The sequence below is a fragment of the Photobacterium piscicola genome, from assembly GCF_046058925.1.
Lineage (GTDB): Bacteria > Pseudomonadota > Gammaproteobacteria > Enterobacterales > Vibrionaceae > Photobacterium > Photobacterium piscicola.
Genome location: NZ_CP175534.1, coordinates 2,177,345 through 2,196,460, shown reverse-complemented (window position 1 = coordinate 2,196,460; position 19,116 = coordinate 2,177,345). Strand labels below are relative to the sequence as shown.

Annotated in this window: 16 protein-coding genes; 5 read left to right on the top strand and 11 right to left on the bottom strand. The window is 37.5% G+C overall.

Features of this window, described 5'->3' with window-relative positions; genetic code table 11:
- Positions 1-161: 161 nt before the first annotated feature.
- The 4 genes from ACJZU6_RS10465 to queE all read right to left on the bottom strand — a co-directional run bounded on the left by ACJZU6_RS10465 (position 162) and on the right by queE (position 5,454).
- On the bottom strand, positions 162-1,103 hold the full coding sequence (locus tag ACJZU6_RS10465; protein ID WP_408900232.1) for a GGDEF domain-containing protein: 942 nt from the start codon (positions 1,101-1,103) through the stop codon (positions 162-164).
- Positions 1,104-1,616: 513 nt separating this feature from the next.
- On the bottom strand, positions 1,617-2,909 hold the full coding sequence (locus ACJZU6_RS10460) for a GGDEF domain-containing protein (protein ID WP_408900231.1): 1,293 nt from the start codon (positions 2,907-2,909) through the stop codon (positions 1,617-1,619).
- Positions 2,910-3,109: 200 nt separating this feature from the next.
- Positions 3,110-4,510: an asparagine--tRNA ligase gene (gene asnS / locus ACJZU6_RS10455; protein WP_080156639.1), complete on the bottom strand. Its 1,401-nt coding sequence runs from the start codon at positions 4,508-4,510 to the stop codon at positions 3,110-3,112.
- 263 nt (positions 4,511-4,773) lie between these two features.
- A complete protein-coding gene (gene queE / locus ACJZU6_RS10450) occupies positions 4,774-5,454 on the bottom strand; it encodes a 7-carboxy-7-deazaguanine synthase QueE (RefSeq protein ID WP_162841595.1) in 681 nt (226 codons plus the stop codon).
- A 274-nt stretch (positions 5,455-5,728) separates the two neighbouring features.
- On the opposite strand from queE, the gene ACJZU6_RS10445 reads away from it, so the two are divergent.
- Positions 5,729-6,931: an ROK family protein gene (locus ACJZU6_RS10445; RefSeq protein WP_408900230.1), complete on the top strand. Its 1,203-nt coding sequence runs from the start codon at positions 5,729-5,731 to the stop codon at positions 6,929-6,931.
- Between the two features lie 8 nt (positions 6,932-6,939).
- Here ACJZU6_RS10445 and ACJZU6_RS10440 read toward each other — a convergent pair whose 3' ends face one another.
- From ACJZU6_RS10440 to bioA, 7 genes are all read right to left on the bottom strand, one after another.
- Positions 6,940-7,842, bottom strand: a complete 903-nt coding sequence (locus tag ACJZU6_RS10440) for a LysR family transcriptional regulator (RefSeq protein WP_080156636.1) — start codon at positions 7,840-7,842, stop codon at positions 6,940-6,942.
- Between the two features lie 144 nt (positions 7,843-7,986).
- Entirely contained in the window at positions 7,987-8,730 is a 744-nt protein-coding gene (locus ACJZU6_RS10435) for a lactate utilization protein C (protein WP_408900229.1), read from the bottom strand.
- 11 nt (positions 8,731-8,741) lie between these two features.
- Positions 8,742-10,157: a LutB/LldF family L-lactate oxidation iron-sulfur protein gene (locus ACJZU6_RS10430; protein WP_408900228.1), complete on the bottom strand. Its 1,416-nt coding sequence runs from the start codon at positions 10,155-10,157 to the stop codon at positions 8,742-8,744.
- Between the two features lie 12 nt (positions 10,158-10,169).
- Positions 10,170-10,889, bottom strand: coding sequence for a (Fe-S)-binding protein (locus ACJZU6_RS10425; RefSeq protein ID WP_080156633.1), 720 nt, complete (start codon positions 10,887-10,889; stop codon positions 10,170-10,172).
- A 99-nt stretch (positions 10,890-10,988) separates the two neighbouring features.
- Positions 10,989-12,572 (bottom strand): L-lactate permease, encoded by a 1,584-nt coding sequence (locus ACJZU6_RS10420; protein ID WP_080156632.1) that lies wholly within the window; start codon positions 12,570-12,572, stop codon positions 10,989-10,991.
- A gap of 613 nt (positions 12,573-13,185) precedes the next feature.
- Positions 13,186-13,749 carry an LON peptidase substrate-binding domain-containing protein gene (locus tag ACJZU6_RS10415; RefSeq protein WP_080156631.1) on the bottom strand — a complete coding sequence of 188 codons (564 nt, stop codon included), beginning with the start codon at positions 13,747-13,749 and terminating at the stop codon, positions 13,186-13,188.
- Between the two features lie 167 nt (positions 13,750-13,916).
- The gene (gene bioA / locus ACJZU6_RS10410) at positions 13,917-15,197 is read right to left on the bottom strand and encodes an adenosylmethionine--8-amino-7-oxononanoate transaminase (protein ID WP_408900227.1); all 1,281 of its coding nucleotides are present in this window, start codon (positions 15,195-15,197) and stop codon (positions 13,917-13,919) included.
- A 199-nt stretch (positions 15,198-15,396) separates the two neighbouring features.
- Between bioA and bioB the strand changes: the two genes are divergently transcribed.
- Genes bioB through bioD form a run of 4 tightly spaced genes read left to right on the top strand, consistent with a single transcriptional unit; the run spans position 15,397 to position 19,059 of the window.
- Complete coding sequence (bioB, locus tag ACJZU6_RS10405) at positions 15,397-16,449, top strand: biotin synthase BioB (protein WP_408900226.1); 1,053 nt, start codon at positions 15,397-15,399, stop codon at positions 16,447-16,449.
- A complete protein-coding gene (gene bioF / locus ACJZU6_RS10400; protein WP_408900942.1) occupies positions 16,436-17,575 on the top strand; it encodes an 8-amino-7-oxononanoate synthase in 1,140 nt (379 codons plus the stop codon). The genes bioB and bioF overlap by 14 nt, the downstream gene beginning before the upstream one ends.
- On the top strand, positions 17,565-18,389 hold the full coding sequence (gene bioC, locus ACJZU6_RS10395) for a malonyl-ACP O-methyltransferase BioC (protein ID WP_107276168.1): 825 nt from the start codon (positions 17,565-17,567) through the stop codon (positions 18,387-18,389). The genes bioF and bioC overlap by 11 nt, the downstream gene beginning before the upstream one ends.
- A complete protein-coding gene (gene bioD / locus ACJZU6_RS10390) occupies positions 18,382-19,059 on the top strand; it encodes a dethiobiotin synthase (protein WP_408900225.1) in 678 nt (225 codons plus the stop codon). Before bioC ends, bioD begins: the two co-directional genes overlap by 8 nt.
- The last annotated feature ends 57 nt before the right edge of the window (positions 19,060-19,116 follow it).

Here is a 19,116-nt window from a genome sequence, read left to right as displayed (position 1 = left end):
TAGTTAAAGAGTTATGTTCCTATTTATACCCTTAGTGATAGAAGTTTGACAAGAGGGTGTAACAAATTTATGAATTTATAATTATGTTTTGTTATTGCATGCCTATGATCTTTAGCTCAACAACTATGGGCTATTTTGTATAGAATCAATTTAATTGTTATCTAAACAATGGTAGCTTGATTACGGCCATTATTTTTAGAGTGATAAAGTGCTTGATCTGCTACTTTATAGGCATCATTAAAATGCATGTTAGTTGTACTGGTTCCACCAATAGAAATTGTAATATTAATGTCTAATATAGGACAGCGAGAAATTGAGTCACATATATTTTTGGCTTTTATTGTTAGTTGTTCTTTATTCATATCTGGAAACGATAATATAAATTCTTCACCACCCCAACGAATGGCGATATCTTTTTTCCGAATACAATTATTAATACGCTTAGTGACAGCACGAATAACGTCATCACCCACTTCATGACCATAGGTGTCATTTACATTTTTGAAGTGATCAATATCGATAATTAATAAATTAAAATTTTTCTGATTAATTAATTTACTTTCATAGTAGTCACGGCGATAAAAATGTGTCATTTGATCGTAGCGTAAAATGAAATTTTTATTAGCAATTAGCTGCGTTAATGAATGATATAAAAACATTAATAAAAGAGAGGGTAAAAAGGTGGCTTTTAAAAGAGTATAAAAATTAATCCCTAAGTTAATGGGATCAACGGTTGAACATGGTAATAACTCACTTGTGTGATAAATATTATTATTATCCATGCTAATAATTGTTATCTTGTTACTATTAAATTTAGCTAAGGTGTTTTTAAAAGCAGAGTTATTAATATCTATTGCCAAAAGAGAATCCAATTTTTTATTATTATAGATTGGATAATAAATAGTACGAATTATTTTATTAGTTCCTGGTTCTTTATATATATCGGTTAACTTTATATTACAGCCATAAAATGAACGATAAGTATCCATCAAGTCTTCATTTTTAACGATAGTATTAATGGCTATTTTATCATAACCTTTTAAATAAGCTGGTCTAAGAGGATCAAAGTGTGAATAATCTGATGCGGTTTCAAAAACGGCCACTGTCCATATATTATTATTAGTAAGTTGGTTGATATTTGAACGTAATTGGTTTATTCCTGTTGATAATATTTTAGCATTGGTTGGTGTGTTGACGATAACCGAGACACCATTAAAAATGTATGTCCCTTTATTTAAGGCAACAGTACTTGTATTGTTATAAAATTAACCAAACCGACGAGCAACAGAATAAACATTATTTAATGTAGTGATATACATATTTTGTAGTTTTTCAATATTGCATATATTATAAATAAAATATGCACTAGAACAGATCATGAAAAATAAGGTAAAAAGCTTTAAGTGAATTAACGTTTTTTTTAAAATACTATTTATAATTATACTCATTACTATCCAGAGATATTAGAACACGATATCATATTCTATATATTCCTTTTACAGATTAAAGTGAAAGATATACATCTTAACAATAAAATGTTTCTATTGATAGTTGAAAGTTAATCACCTGTGGTTATGCTTTATGATGATAAATATTCTTTGTGCTTTCTCACCTTTTTAGACAATAGTGTATTGGTTGCGTCCATTATTTTTAGAATGATAGAGTGCTTTATCTGCTAATTTATAAGCATCATTAAAATGACTATTGGTTGTACTTATGCCACCAATAGATACTGTGACATTAAGCGATAGTATAGGTTTCGAGTCAATCAAAGAGCAAAGATCCTTAGCTTTAATATGTAATTCTTTATTGCTTATATTCTGGAAGTTAATGATGAATTCTTCACCGCCCCAACGAACAGCGGTATCTGTAGGATCAATATAATTATTAATACGTTTTGCAATATGCCGAATAACTTCATCACCAATTTCATGTCCATAGTTATCATTGATTTTTTTAAAATGGTCGATATCAATAATTAATAAATTAAATTTTCGTTGTTTTAACCATTTTTTTTCATAAAAATCGCGACGATAAAAATGTGTCATCAAATCTCGTTGAATATTGTGTCTTTTTTTAATTAGATGAATTTTAAAATAGCCATATATTATACTTAATAGTAAGGCTGGTAGAAAAGTAACTCTAAATATAGAAAATAAATTAAATCCCATGTTCATTGGATGAATTTTTGAGCAGGGGAGTAATTCTTGTTTTGTATAAAAATTATTACTGTGATTGATATTAATAACCGTTAAATATTTTTTATTATATTGCTGTAGTGAGTCAGTAAAATCTTTACTTTTTATATCAATGGCTAATAAAGCATCAAGCCGCTTATTATTGTAAATAGGATAATATATAGTTCTAATCTGAGTATCAGAACAATCATCAGTATAACTTTTAGTTAATTTTAAATTACAACCATAAAAAGATTGATATGTATTAATTAAACCTTCACGCACAACAATTTGATGCATAGGATTATTTTTAGCATCGTTATTAAGTTTATTTGAATGTTTGGGTTTAATGGGACAAAAATGAGCATTATTCGTTGAGTTTTCAAAAACAGAAATTGCAGATACATTATTAGTGAGCTTATCTAACTCTGAGCGTAATAAACTAATTCCTTTTGATAGTTTTTTTACTTTTCCTGGAGTATTAATAATTATTGAAACATTGTCTATTTGATAATCATCTTTAAGCTTATGTTCTTCAGATGCGTTGTTATAATAAGATCCAAAGCGACGAACATAAGAATATACTGTTTGTATTCTAGTTATATAGCGTTGATTGAATTTCTCAATATGATAAATATTGTATATAACATAAAAGCTAGAGAATAGAAAAAAAAGTAAAATAAAACTTTTTAATAGGGTTATAAAGTTATAGTTCGTATTATTTATTCTCATGGGTGTGCTTTTATTTATCGCTAGGTTTGTATTCTTTTGGTGAATATACTTTTAAACATAATCCATTTTCAAAATGAAATCAATATTTATAATACGAAAGAAGTATAGTGTTATAATGTAGCTTATATAAGTAATGATAATTGTGTTATAAAAAAAACCATCCGAAGATGGTTTTTTTTACGACTAATTACACTGGGTATTTAGAAGTTTGCAGAACGTGGTGTACGTGGGAATGGAATTACATCACGGATATTGCTCATGCCCGTTACGTAAGATACTAGGCGTTCAAAGCCTAGACCAAAACCTGAGTGTGGTACTGAACCATAACGACGTAAATCACGGTACCAGCCCATGCTTTCAGGATTTAGACCCATTTCAATCATACGTGCATCAAGTTGTTCTAAACGCTCTTCACGTTGTGAACCACCGATAATCTCACCAATACCAGGTGCAAGTACATCCATTGCTGCAACAGTTTTGCCATCTTCGTTCATACGCATGTAGAACGCTTTGATGTCTTTTGGATAGTTCTTCACAATTACTGGTGCTTTGAAGTGTTGCTCAGCAAGGAAACGCTCGTGCTCAGAAGACATATCAATGCCCCACTCAACATCGTTCTCAAACTGACGACCAGAATCTTGAAGAATCTTGATTGCATCAGTGTAGTCTACTTGTGCAAAATCAGACGTTACAAATTGCTCTAGACGAGTGATAACGTCTTTATCAATGCGAGAAGCAAAGAATTCAAGATCGTCACGACGCTCTTCAAGTACTGATTTAAATACATATTTCAGCATATCTTCAGCTAGTTTTGCTACATCATTTAGATCAGCAAAAGCTACTTCAGGCTCAACCATCCAGAATTCAGCTAGGTGACGACTAGTGTTTGAGTTTTCAGCACGGAAAGTTGGACCAAATGTGTATACTTTGCTTAGAGCACAAGCATAAGTTTCAGCATTTAATTGACCAGATACAGTCAGGAATGTTTCTTTGCCAAAGAAGTCTTTGTCAAAATCCACTTCGCCTTTGTCTGTCATTGGCAGGTTTGCCATATCTAGCGTAGACACACGGAACATTTCACCAGCACCTTCACAGTCAGACGCTGTGATAAGTGGTGCAGACATCCAAATGAAGCCTTGCTCGTGGTAGAAACGGTGAATAGCTTGAGACAGGCAGTTACGAACACGAGCAACAGCACCAATTACGTTAGTGCGTGGGCGTAGGTGTGCAACTTCACGTAAGTACTCAATAGAGTGACGTGTTTTTGCCATTGGGTATGTTTCAGCATCTTCTACCCAGCCAACAACTTTAACTGCTGTTGCTGCTAATTCGAAATCTTGACCTTTAGCAGGAGAGGCAACAATTGTACCTGTGACTTCAACAGAGCAACCAGTTGTTAATTTAAGAACTTCTTCCTGGTAATTATTTAACTCATTAGAGACCACGGCCTGAATCGGGTCGAAACAAGAGCCGTCATAAATGGCAAGGAAAGAAATTCCAGCTTTGGAATCACGACGTGAGCGAACCCAACCGCGAACAGTGACTTCACTGTCTATAGCTAGTTTGCCGCTTAATACGTCTGTTACAGGCGCGTAAGTCATGTTTAAGTTATTCTCCGTTTAGGCACTTCACTTTGGAATTAAAGTATTACGTGCTTAAAGATATCGTTGTATAAGTAATATTACCTTTCTTACGTCAAGCATCAAGCATTGATCTCATTAGATTGATAAATTGATGTGGGAAAGTGGGATTTTACACAGAAGGTTGGTCAAGAAATGATCATTTTAGCAATGATAAGCAAATACTGTCTTATCATTGCGTTGTTATTCTTTGATGCTATAGCATGAGATGAAAGTGCTGCGGGTTAAGCAATTGCTAAATATTTATGGGTTTGGATCGATAAACGCCAATTACGCGCGATGCATGTTGAAATGCATAGTTCTGTTGCTCGTGGTTTTTGACTGATGGGTTGGAGTGCTATGGTGACATCAGTACGCAGCGTGACTGGCGCCAATAAAGTCTCTAATTGTTCTATGTCTTTATGAGTGCCTACGGGATGTTTGATCTCATTTGCACGTGCTAACGCCGAAGATAATACAGGCAATTTTGCTTTCATATTGATTTTAGGTGATACCGTTACCCACGTTTGGTCACTGGTTAATATCTCTGAAGTACCACTGGTTTCAATTTGACAGTTAAAGCCCGCTTTTTCTAAAGCAGTTGTTAGTGGACGTAGATCATAAATACATGGTTCTCCACCGGTGATCACCACATGTTTGGCGGTATAGCCTTGATCAACTAATAGATTAACGATGCCATTCGCATCGAGTTGGGTCCAAAGTGGAGAGTCTTCTGTTTTAATCATGATACGTTCAACGCTGACTAAATCTTCAGTTTCAGCTGTCCATGTCTGTTTGGTGTCACACCATGAACAACCAACAGGGCAGACTTGTAAACGGACAAAAATAGCAGGAACACCAGTGAATACACCTTCACCTTGAATCGTTTCGAAGACTTCATTAATTTTGTACACGCAGAACCTCATACTTCTCTTATCGCTACTTTTGGATATCGTAATCTAGCTGCCACCTGTGAATGACGTTTAGCAAAAGCACGGAGGAGATTAAATTTACTCATTGAATTTATACTCGGCGAAATGCCGATTTATCATTATGTCAGAAGCGAAAGCGGAAGTCTTTAGGGATTCCTCGTGACGGCTGTCACGTCCTGAGTACAAGAGACTTCACAATTACTTCGCAAAGTAAAAAAATTGAAAATCGAATGATATTTATCGCTGTTTTTCCTCAAGGAGTATCGACATGTATGTCGCTCAGCCAGGTCATATTGATCATATAAAAAGAAATAATGCCGGGAGCGTATATAAACTTATTGATCTGTATGGACCTATTTCGCGGATTGAATTATCTAAACGTAGCCAATTAGCGCCAGCTAGTATTACTAAGATCACGCGTGAATTAATTGAGGCACATTTAATAAAAGAAACACAATATCAAGAATCTACTAGTCGTGGACGACCTGCGATTGGACTTGTTCCTGCTAATGAAGGTTGGCAATTTTTGTCGATTCGATTAGGACGTGGTTATTTAACGATCGCTTTACACTCATTGAGTGGTGATATTTTAGTGGAAGAGCGACAAAATATTAATCAAGTTGAGCAAGATGATGTTGTCACTAAATTATTAACAGAAATTAATACATTTTTTGCCAATCATGTTAGTGCCCTTGACCGTATTTCAGCGATTGCAATCTCACTACCTGGGCTAGTAAATGCGGTTGAAGGTATTGTTTTACAAATGCCGCATTACACCATCAAGGACCTACCGTTAAGCGATATTATTCATCAGGCAACAGGGTTACCTGTATTTGTTGGCAATGATACTCGTTCATGGGCATTAGCTGAAAAGTTGTTTGGTAATTCACGTGGTATTTCGAACTCGATTCTAGTCTCTGTGCACAATGGTGTAGGAGCAGGCATTATTTTAGATGATACGGTGCTGCAAGGCCGTAGTGGTAATATTGGTGAGTTGGGTCATATTCAGGTAAAACCTTATGGTAAGCGCTGTTTTTGCGGTAATCATGGTTGTTTAGAAACGGTAGCAAGCTTAACTGCTGTTTTAGATCAAACCTTAACCCGTTTACAAGAAGGGCATCCATCGATATTAACGGCATCAACTCTGACTATTGAGGCGCTTTGTGATGCAGCGGTTGCGGGCGATTCTCTTGCTCGTCAAATTATTATCGATCTGGGGCATCACCTCGGCCAAGCAATAGCGATTATGGTGAACTTATTTAATCCTCAGCGTATTTTAATTGGTGGTGAATTAAATCGCGCTAAAGCCGTGTTATACCCCGCAATTATGGAGTGTGTTATTTCTCAAACACTGCCTATTTATAATCGCGATCTTGAACTTCAAGAAAGCCGTTTCTATACCCAAGCTACGATGCCAGGTGCGGCATTAGTGAAACAAGCTCTTTATGATGGGCATTTATTGATGAAATGAATTGATGGTTAAAATTGTTCTTTAATTTCCATATAGCTTTCGCGAATATGTTCAATCAGTGCCTGAATACGTTTTGCAGGCTTTCGTGTGTAGGGATAGACGGCATAAATACCAACGACTTTTCCTGCATGTGAGGCTAATACTTCAACTAATTGGCCTTGTTGTAATTCGTTATAAACTAAACAAGTAGGTAAATAAGCAATTCCGTTGCCAGCGAGTGCGACTTTTTTCAATGATGCGGCATTATCTGATGAAAAGTTACCACTCACTTTATGGGTATAGATTTTATTTTGACGAATAAATTGCCAGTCAAAAGGACCTGAGCTTTGAGGGTTATAACCTAAACAATTATGGCTATTTAATGCCTTAGGTGTTTCAGGTATACCATGTTGCTCCAAATAAGCGGGTGAAGCACAGATAACCCAACGTGAATTAAAAATATGACGAGCAATAAGGCTTGAATCTTCCAGATAACCGGTACGGATCACCAGATCATAATTATCCGCAACCAGATCAACAAAATGATTGTTAAGTGACATATCAACCATTAAGCCTGGGTGTTTTTGACAAAAGGTAGAGACAGCATTAGCCAGTACTAATTCACCTGAAATGGTGGGGACTGACATGCGAATTTTGCCTGATAGCGCTTCACTATAACCTGTTACTGAGTCAAATGCGGTTTGTGCAATATTGCTGATGCTCTTGGCGCGATGATAAAGCACTTCGCCTGGCTCGGTCAGTGTTAGCTTACGGGTTGTACGATAAATAAGTTGTAGCCCCAAGCTAGTTTCAAGCTTACTGATGCGTTTACTCACGACAGATTTGGTGATGTTATTTAGTTCAGCAACTTTACTGAATGAACCATACTCAATCACTTGAGTAAAAAGAACGAGATCATCAATAGCAGGCATGTCAATATTCCAATAGTCTGTTTAGAGCTGAATTATACGCGAAAAAAAACGCAGTCCGATAACTGCGTTTTTTCGTATTCCCGTTTAAGTGCTTAACCACTAGCATCCTGCTAGTTTGTTTATCACTATTGGTGATAGGTAAAATTACATATCATCAATAATGATGTAGGTGGCAAAGACGGGCCCATGCACACCAACAACTTTGATCAGTTCGATATCTGCTGTCGAACTAGGACCTGAAATAAAATTCACACATGATGGAATACGTTCACCATTTTGTGCTTTTTGATGTAATAGTTCTGTCGCTTGTGTTAAACGAGGAACGATATTGCTTTTAGGTACAATGAAAACAGAGGCTTCAGGGAGCAAACTAACGGCTCGACCTTGTGCTGCTTGGCTATAAAGTACCATAGTGCCTGATTCAGCTAATGCCTGTTCTGCGAATACTACGCCGACTTTAGCGCGCTCTGCAACAGCAATGTTTGCATCGTAACCTGCACTATGATCCCAGATGTAGACACCATGTTGCTTTTCAGCTAAATCTTTCGGATTTACTATATCTAACAGACGATTATCCGCAGTAAAGATAGTTTCTCCGATAGGATTAAGGCCTTCACCATCATCAGTGCAATAGTGAAAACATACATTACGTAATGTTTCTGTTAGCTTATCTTTTGTTGTAACCAATGCCTGAGAGGCTAATGTTGTTTCAGCGTAATCAACTAAAATAGCTTTTAATTCATCTGGGCTCTTGTCTGCAAATACATCTTTGTGACAGTTATATTTAAGGTTTGGGCGTGCTACGGGTGCAGTAATACGCTCACGGCCAAGTTGTTTTGCGATATTATCAAGGAAACTATCGCGGTTAAAAATACGTTGCTCTGACATGCGGAAGCCCCTTATTTGTCATCTCTGTTTTTGAACCAGCTACGGAATGATTGACCTGTTGGTGAGGGTAAATCACGCGTTTGTGTCCATGCATTAAGCAAACCCACTTTAAAGGGAAGCTTGCCATCTTTAATCAGTTTTCCAGCCATAATTGCGCCGATTTTAACTGTTTTATCCCAGATGAAAGGGTGTGAATTAACAAAGTTAAAACCAGTGATTGCTGCACGTTCTGATGACGCGGTGATTTTTTCTTCACCCATGATCTGGCGGTGTTTTAGTAACAAATCAGACAGTGGAATTTTTACTGGACACACATCATGACAAGCACGACATAAACTACAGGCATTAGGTAGGTCTTTAAAATCTTCATAGCCACCAAGTAGTGGTGATAATACTGCACCAATTGGACCTGAATAGATTGAACCGTAAGATTGACCACCAATATGACGGTAAGCAGGGCAAGTGTTAACACACGCAGCACAACGGATACAGCGTAGAATTGGGCGGAATTCTGAGCCTAGAATTTTTGAACGACCATTATCGACAATAACAAGGTGGAATTCTTCTGGACCATCACAGTTATCACCTTCACGTGGACCCGTTAACGCGGTTACGTAACCTGTTAATGGTAGACCAACTGCACTGCGACATAATAGGCTAGCAACAATATCAAACTCTTCAAAGGTTGGAACAATACGCTCCATACCCATGACAGCGATATGTGTTTTTGGCAAGCTGGTGGCTAGACGTGCGTTACCTTCGTTTGTTACTAAAGTAACGGTACCTGATTCTGCAATCGCAAAGTTGCACCCAGTAATACCGATTTCGGCTTCAAGGAAATCATGACGAATATGCTCACGGACAAAGCGGGTCATGGCTTCAGGATCTGAGGTGCCGTCATAACCGAGCTTTTCTTTGAACACTTCGCGAATTTGGGTGCGGTTTTTATGTAATGCAGGTACAACAATGTGAGATGGAGCATCACAATCATCGACTTGTAGTATATATTCACCTAAATCGGTTTCGATGATTTCGCAATTATTGCGCTGAATCATCTGGTTCATGCCGATTTCTTCAGTCACCATTGATTTAGATTTTACGATTTTTTTGGCGTTCTTTTTCTTTACAATCGTTTCGATGTAGTTAGTTGCATCTTCAGCGGTTGCAGCAAAGAAAACATGACCACCATTTTTTTCTACATTTTCACTCAGCTGTTGCAAGTAGTAATCAAGATTTTCAAGTACATGGTTACGAATATCCATGCCCATTTCACGCCATTCTTCCCAGTTACCGAGTTTTTCAGCAGCAACTGCACGGCTTTTAAACATACGTTCTTGTGCGTTGGCAACGGCGGCACGCATAGATTCGTCTTTCATTTTTAGATGAATACGATCTTTAAATTTAACGTTGCTAGTTTTCATTGACATAATAATGACCTCTTAACGACTCATCAGCACATCAACAATGTGCATTACTTTAATAGGTTGACCTTCACGGCTAATACGACCACCAATATTTAATAAACAACTAATATCGGCACCAATTAAGAAGTCAGGTTTAACTGCGCTAATATGCTGTACTTTTTCAGTCACCATTTCGCCTGAAATTTCAGACATCTTGACGGAGAAAGTACCACCGAAACCACAACAAGTTTCTTGGTTATCGATAGGTAACAGCTCAAGGCCTTCAACATTATTAAGTAAAATAAGTGGCTCTTCGCGTACGCCTAATTTACGAATAAGACTACAAGATGGATGGTAAACGCCTTTACCTTTAAGACGTGCACCGACGTTTTCTACACCTAATTGACGAACGACAAATTGAGTTAATTCAAATAAGCGGTCAGCCACTTTTTGTGCGCGGGCAGCCCATTCAGGCTCATCTTCTAAATAATGTGGGTATTTCTTCACAGAAGCGGCACACGAACCAGCAGGCGTCACAATCGGATAATCATTGATTTCAAAAGCTTCGATCATGCTTTTCATTGCAGGCTTGCTTTTTTCGATATAACCACTGTTTAATGCGGGTTGACCACAACACCCTTGGCGTTCAGGAAAAATCACTTCACACTCTAACTGCTCAAGCAGTTGTACCGTCTTTTTAGCAACTTCTGCTTTTACAGTATCGCCAAGACAAGTGACAAAAAAGTTTACCTTCATTTTATTGCTCCAATGGCGTAAAGGCGCCTGAAATGTTGACGTTAAACTAGCGGTTGGCATCTACTTACACAGTATGCCAACCTATTTTTTATTTAGTGGTTAAAGAAACGTACTCACTATCGCAACAATTACGCCATATAAGATCATTGGCATAACAGTTCGTTTAATGATGTAGCCTTCTTTATTTGCAATACCAAGTATGGCTGACACTGCAATAATATTATTGATACACACCATATTACCCATTGCGCCACCGACCGATTGTAATGCCAGAATGATTGTTTCTGGCAGGCCGACTGTGTGAGCAATACTTTGTTGAATTGCACCAAAAGTTAGGTTGGAAACGGTTGCAGAGCCTGAGAAAAATGCGCCTAATGCCCCTAAATAAGCGGCACAATATTGCCAATTTTTACCCAGTAAATGTGCAAATGCGTTACCTGTTGTCATAATGGGTGAGTGCTCACCGCCAATCATCATGAATTTCACCATAATCAATGCACCAACTAGGGCGATAAACGGTGTTTTGATTCGTGATGCTGTGTCGCTAAATACTGTTGTTACTTGGTGTCTATTCATCTTTAAAAAAGGAATCGACACGAAAACAACCAAGAAAAAAGGAATTAACGCTGGCACATATAGCGTTTTGTATGCCCATGCGGTGTCAGTACCTAAAATTTGACTAATGTGAATAATTAACGCTTGGCTTATGTGTAAGTCGGCAAAACCTAAGTGGAAATTCCACATTGGGGTTGCGTCATTCAGCATGCCTTTTAACCCTAATTGTTTAATGCGGGTTACAATTAAAATAACGATCAGTAACAGGGTAGGAGCCATGGCTTTAAACACGCGCCCAAATGGCAAAGTAACCGTTGTTTTTTCTGTATCTATTGGTACTTTCTTTTCTAAGCCGATGTTATAGCGTGCAAATAGTATTGATAATGTTAAGCCAATAGCACCACCAATAAGTGCTGGAAACTCATAGTTCCATTGTGCAAGCCATACATACGGCAATGTACATGACCAAATACTTAGCTGAATAAAAATAATATTGCGACGAATTTGTTGCCAACTAACAATAAAGGTTAAGGCAATAACTGGAATAACTATCGCCGCAGCTGTATGCATAATGGCAGATAAGCTACCTACGTGTAGCAGTTCTGCATCAGACAGCCCTAAGTTACCTAATCCGAACCATGTTGGTGTTCCTACTGCGCCAAAAGAAACGGGAACTGAATTCATAACTAACGCTAACATGGCGACCCGTAAAGGGTTAAAGCCGAGTCCAACAAGAATTGGAGCCGCAATGGCAGCGGGGGTGCCAAATCCTGAAGCACCTTCAATCATAAAAGCAAATGCCCAACCAATGATCATTAACTGACCGACTTGGTTTTTACTAATGCCTTCTAACCATTGTTTAATGACATCTTCACAGCCTGAAATTGAGAGGGTCCGATTTAATAAAATCGCACCAGCAATAATAGAGATAGGTGTAAGTGCTGATAAAGAGCCTGAAATAATGTTTGCGGCTAATAATCGGCCGCTAGTGCCAAAATAAATTAATTGTAAGATACCAATAAGTAATGCTGTTAAAGGTAGTGCAACATGTGAAGGTAGCGCATTTTTTTTTGTCATCATCCAAATTAATAATAAAATTGGAATGACAGATATTGCTAGATTAAGCATGTTTTTTTCCCTGGCTGAGTCGTCTTATTCCGTATTCAAATAGACGAATTTTATTTCTAATTATTATTACTATGTGAATAGTATTTTTTGTACTGATTACCTCAGTGGGGAGATTATTGTAGGCATGAAAAAGAAACTTTCTATCTATTTTTTTTCTGTATTTATCATACTTATTAATTAAATGTGATGTGAATATAAATTCGGTTAGCAATAAAATTAAAAATACTTATAAAAAATCAATCTGTTATGGAGAGTATATAAATAAGCCGATAGTGTGATTAGAACAATATTGGAAACAATATGTTTGCATACATAAGCTAATGTTTTAAGTGATTATTTTAATTAATAAAACTATTCCTTGTCATTAAGGATAATGATTATCAGTACAGTGATTATTTAACCATAAATAATTGAACATCTACGACTAATAATGCATTTAATGTGCTTGATTGAAATATAATAAATACTATTTGGTTATTTTTAAATATATTAATTGAATTAAATAATAATATATTAATACTATTTTGATTGATTGTGACATTTACTATTAAACATAATAAATATTCACTCATAACTGAGTGTGTAGTTATGGGGTGATTATTAAGAATAGGGTCTATTCTAAGTTTGAATTAGTATTAATCACTGTATGTAAGAAAGATAATGCAGCACTACAATCGTTACGGCTCATGAACCATTGTTTCTGATTAACTTCTAATGGCAAAATCTCAAGCCATCGTTGACACACCCAAGTAATATCATCAAATTTTGGATCAGGGTAATAACTGGCATGATCTGGGTGCTGCTGGAACAGTTGTTTTAAGTTATCTGAAATGTTTTGATCAATGAAGGTGATGTTTTTACTATGCCAGTTAGGCACGGGTGAAGTATCACCGATATGAAGACGATCGTTATCTTGCCAATGATTATTAATCAAAAACATTTCGGTACCTTGAATTGTGATACTCATAAAGCCATTGGGTAGTGGATCAAAATCAGTAATAATGACTCGAGTGCCAAAATGACAAAGATTATCATCAATTTTCATACAGAGGCCAAAACCATGATGGTTAGCTGTGGCGAGCTTTACTAACCGAATATAACGTTGTTCGTAAATCTGTAATTTGCAAATACCGTTAGGTAGTAAGTAAATATCAACGGGGAAAAGTGGTAGTTGCATAATAATAACCTTAAGACATACATAGTGATTAATGAGGAAATCGTCGCTCGATATATGGTTATTATTATGTTGGTCGGGCACCTTTAATCAGTATAAGCAGACTAAAATAGAACAATGTCTGCTTTATGATACTAAGGTAAAATAAAAGGTTGTTTAGCTACATAGCATTATGTATTTAATACTTTGTATATTGCCTGAGTTAAACATGAGAGTTGTGTTGATGTAATAATATAAGGCGGCATAATATAGACAAGTTTTCCAAAAGGACGTATCCATACGCCAGCATTAACAAAAGCCTGTTGTATTTCAACCATATTGACGGGTTGATGTAATTCAATCACACCAATGGCACCTAACCAACGTACTTGTTTTACTTTATCAAGTGCTGCTATTGGGGGTAATTCAGCTGCTAGTTGTTCTTCAATTGATGCAACTTGTTGTTGCCATTGGTTTTGTTCTAGTATTTCAAGGCTAGCATTAGCAACGGCACAGGCGAGAGGGTTGCCCATAAATGTTGGACCATGCATAAAACACCCCGCATCACCACTGCATATTGTATCTGCAATTTTTTTATGAGTGATGGTCGCTGATAATGTCATATATCCGCCAGTGAGTGCTTTACCTACACACATAATATCAGGGCTAATATTGGCATGGTCACAGGCAAACAGTTTTCCCGTACGACCAAAACCGACGGCAATTTCATCTGCAATTAATAATACGCCATAATTATCACATAATTCACGTACTCGACATAAATAGGTTGGATGATATAAACGCATTCCTCCCGCACCTTGAACAATCGGCTCTAAAATAACAGCGGCAATCTGTTGGTGATGTTGAGCTAATTTTTCAGAGAAATCATTAATATCATCTTCATTCCATTCATCCCTGAATCCACATTGGGGAGAATCTGCAAAAATATGTTCAGGAACAAAGTCTTTATAAAGACTGTGCATCGAGTTATCAGGGTCGGTTACTGACATAGCAGCAAAAGTATCGCCATGATAACCATGTCTAAGGGTTAAAAACTTAGCGCGAGATTGGCCTTTAGCATGCCAATATTGCAATGCCATTTTCAGTGCAACTTCTACGGCAACCGAACCAGAATCGGCCAAAAAAACAGTATCTAAGCCTTGTGGTGTCATTGATACTAATTTTTTACAGAGATCAACCGCTGGTTGGTGAGTGATACCGCCAAACATAACATGTGACATTTTATCCAGTTGATTTTTAGCCACTGCAGTCAGGTGTGGGTGACTATAGCCATGAATTGCAGACCACCATGAAGCCATACCATCAATTAATTGAGTGCCATCTTCAAGGGTAATATATACCCCATTAGCATTAGTTACAGGGTAACATGGAAGCGGATTGATAGTTGATGTGTAAGGATGCCAAATATGACGTTGATCGAATTCAATATCGATTGCGAGTTCTTTATGCACACTAGTAAACCCAAATTATTATTCAAGGTTGACAGTCTACGTACTATTAGTAGACTAGCCAACAACTAAAGATGAGCAAATCTCTATTTGGTTAAATTTTATACGAGTGATGTCAGTATAAAAGCAGCTCTACATCGTTTTTATACTTATCAACAATAGAGTGTTTTTGAATAATAAAAATAGAAAAGAGGGATGTATTGTGGACGTTCGTAGCAATTGGACTGTTGAGGAAGTACAAGCTTTATTTCAGAAACCATTTATGGATTTAGTTTTCGAAGCACAACAGGTTCATCGTCAATTTCATCAACCGAATCAAGTGCAAGTCAGTACATTACTTTCTATTAAAACAGGTGCTTGCCCTGAAGACTGTAAATATTGTCCCCAAAGCGCACATTATCGTACTGATATAGAAAAAGAGCGTTTATTAGAAGTTGATCGTGTGTTGGATGCTGCACTGAAAGCCAAGCAATCAGGAGCAACACGTTTTTGTATGGGAGCTGCATGGAAAAACCCTAAAGATCGCGATATGCCATATTTGCTTGATATGGTGCAAGGCGTTAAAAAACTGGGACTAGAAACATGCATGACACTGGGTATGATCACGACCGATCAGGCTCTGACATTAGCGGCGGCAGGGTTGGATTATTACAACCATAATCTTGATACGTCTCCTGAGTATTATGGCAATATTATTACCACACGGACTTATCAAGACCGATTAGATACCTTGGCACATGTGCGTGATGCAGGAATGAAAATTTGTTCTGGTGGCATAATCGGAATGGGAGAAAGCACGCGAGATCGTGTCGGTTTGCTAGTGGAATTAGCCAACTTGCCCGTTCATCCTGAAAGTGTGCCTATTAATATGCTGGTTAAAGTAAAAGGGACGCCATTGGAAAATGCAGAGAATGTCGATCCATTTGATTTTATTCGTATTATTGCAGTTGCTCGAATCATCATGCCACAATCAGCGGTAAGGCTTTCTGCGGGACGAGAAGATATGAATGAGCAAATGCAGGCCTTGTGTTTTATGGCGGGTGCAAATTCTGTGTTCTATGGTTGTAAGCTGTTAACCACACCAAACCCAGGTGAAGATAAAGATATGCAACTCTTTGCTAAATTGGGGATTAACAGCCAACATCAAGTAGCAAAACCTGATGATATTCAAGCTCAAGAATTATTAGAACAAGTCGTAGAGCGGGTTGTGGCACGTCCAACAAAAGATGACATATTCTATGATGCCTCTCTTTAATCAACGCCATAAACAAGCACTTATCACACGTCAGCAACAAGGGCTTTATCGGCAATTACAGTGCCATGATGTTAATTCAAAAATATTAAATTTTGCTAGTAATGATTATCTTGGGTTAGCACAAGAGCCTAAAATTATCACTGCTTGGCAGCAAGGGTTGGCGAAATATGGTGCGGGTAGTACGGCTTCACCTTTAGTGACTGGTTTTCAACCGCCACATGTGGATTTAGAACAACAATTAACTGAATGGTTGGGGTATCAACGCGCGTTATTATTTAATAGTGGTTTTAGTGCTAACCAAGCGGTGCTTTTTACGCTATTACAATCCCAGGATCAATTGTTTCAAGATAAGCTTAATCACGCTTCTTTAATTGAAGCGGGCATGTTATCACCTGCAAAGATGAAGCGTTTTGCTCATAACGATATGGCAGTGTTACAACAACAGCTCTCAACGATAAAACGGGAAGTAGAAACTGCATCATTGGTGGTGACAGAAGGTGTTTTTAGTATGGATGGCGATTGTGCGCCGCTAACATCATTACGAGAAATAACAACTCAACACCATAGTTGGTTGATGGTTGATGATGCACATGGCTGTGGTGTACTAGGAGATGAAGGACAAGGGAGTTGTCATCAAGCAGGTATAAAAGCTGATATATTGATTATTACTTTTGGTAAAGCCTTTGGTATACAAGGTGCTGCGGTATTGTGTAATCAAGACACCGCGGAATATCTAGTGCAATTTGCTCGTCATTATATCTATTCAACAGCTATGCCTCCAGCTCAAGCGACTGCATTAAGTCAAGCTTGCACCTTAATTCAGACACAATCTTGGCGTCGAGAAAAGTTACAGGCATTGTCTGAGTCTTTAAATCATTATCTTGATAATAGTTGGAGTCTTATACCGACGATCACACCTATTAAACCAATGATTATTGGTGATAGTTGCCAAACAATGGCGATCGCTGCTCAATTACAACAGCGGGGTATTAAAGTGGGGGCTATTCGTCCACCAACCGTTGCACCACACAGTGCGCGTTTACGAATAACACTGACAGCCAATCATAATGAAAGTGATATTCATCAGTTGGCTCTGGCTATGAATGAGGTTATCGATGCTGGATGATAAACAAACTAATGCTGCATTTTTAATTGAACAATCAAAGAAGTTGTCGATAGCGAATGCTTTTGGACGTGCCGCCCCGCATTACGATAAATCAGCTGCATTTCAACGCCAAGTTGGGCATCAATTAATTGCATTAATGCCAAAGCAGCAGGTGCAACCCGCTAAACTATCAGTGATTGATGTTGGGTGTGGAACTGGATATTTCAGTCATGAGTTACACCACCAAGGATTTGAAGTAACGGCGGCAGATATCTCTGCTGAAATGTTATTACAGGCGCAGCAACGATGTGGCGTTCATTGCCAGTATTTATATACCGATGCTGAAAATATTGTGATGGCAAATGATAGCTATGATTACGCATTTAGTAATTTAGCATTACAATGGTGTGATGATTTAAGTGTGCCGTTACGAGAGTTACAACGAGTTGTTAAATCAGATGGTGCTATTTTCTTTACCACATTAATTGAAGGTTCATTAAATGAGCTTAAACACGCATGGTCACAGATTGATGATAAGCCACATGTTAATAGGTTTAAGACACAACAGCGCATTGAAGCTGAAATTGCACAATCGGGCTTAATGATTGAAACATTAGAATGTAACTCAGTAACAGTATATTACTCCTCCGCAATGAAATTGATGCGAGATTTAAAAGGTATTGGTGCTACCCATTTACAGCAACAGCGTCAAGCGGGGTTAATTGGGCGACAAACGTTCATTGAGTTAGAGCATGCCTACGATTATTTTCGATTAGATAACGGATTATTGCCTGCAACCTATCAGGTGTGTTTTGGAGTATTAAAAAATGCATAAAGCGTATTTTGTGACAGGAACAGATACCGATGTCGGTAAAACTGTTTGCAGTTGTGCCATTTTGAATGCTGCGGAGCAGGCAGGTATCGCGATGGTAGGGTATAAACCCATTGCTTCTGGTTGTGATAGAACACCACAAGGATTACGAAATAGTGATGCTTTATTACTGCAACAAGCATCATCGGTTAGCGTGACTTATGATGAAGTTAATCCTTACCGTTTTTATCGCCCTGTATCTCCTCATATTGCAGCAGCAGAAGAACGCAAAATCATTGAGTTTAAAATATTATCGCAAGGTTTAGCACACCTTAAAACTAAATCTGATTGTGTGCTGATTGAAGGAGCGGGAGGGTGGCGAGTACCTGTAAATAACACCGATTATTTGTCGTCGTGGGTAAAGCAAGAGCAGTTACCTGTGATTATAGTGGTAGGTATCAAACTTGGTTGCTTAAACCATGCGTTATTAACAGCAGAAGCAATTCAAGCTGATGGACTAACAATCGTAGGATGGATTGCAAATTGTACCGAACCTAAAACGGATAATTATACAGCGATGATAATGTGGTTAGAGCAACAGTTACCAGGTAAGAAAATAGCTGAAATTCCTTACTTACCTGATAATCAAGCGGTAAATCTAGGTGTATATATTGATTTGGCAACATTGAGCTAAAAATAGCGATAATAAAAATAACAAAAGGCACGTTATGTGCCTTTTGTTTTAATTGAT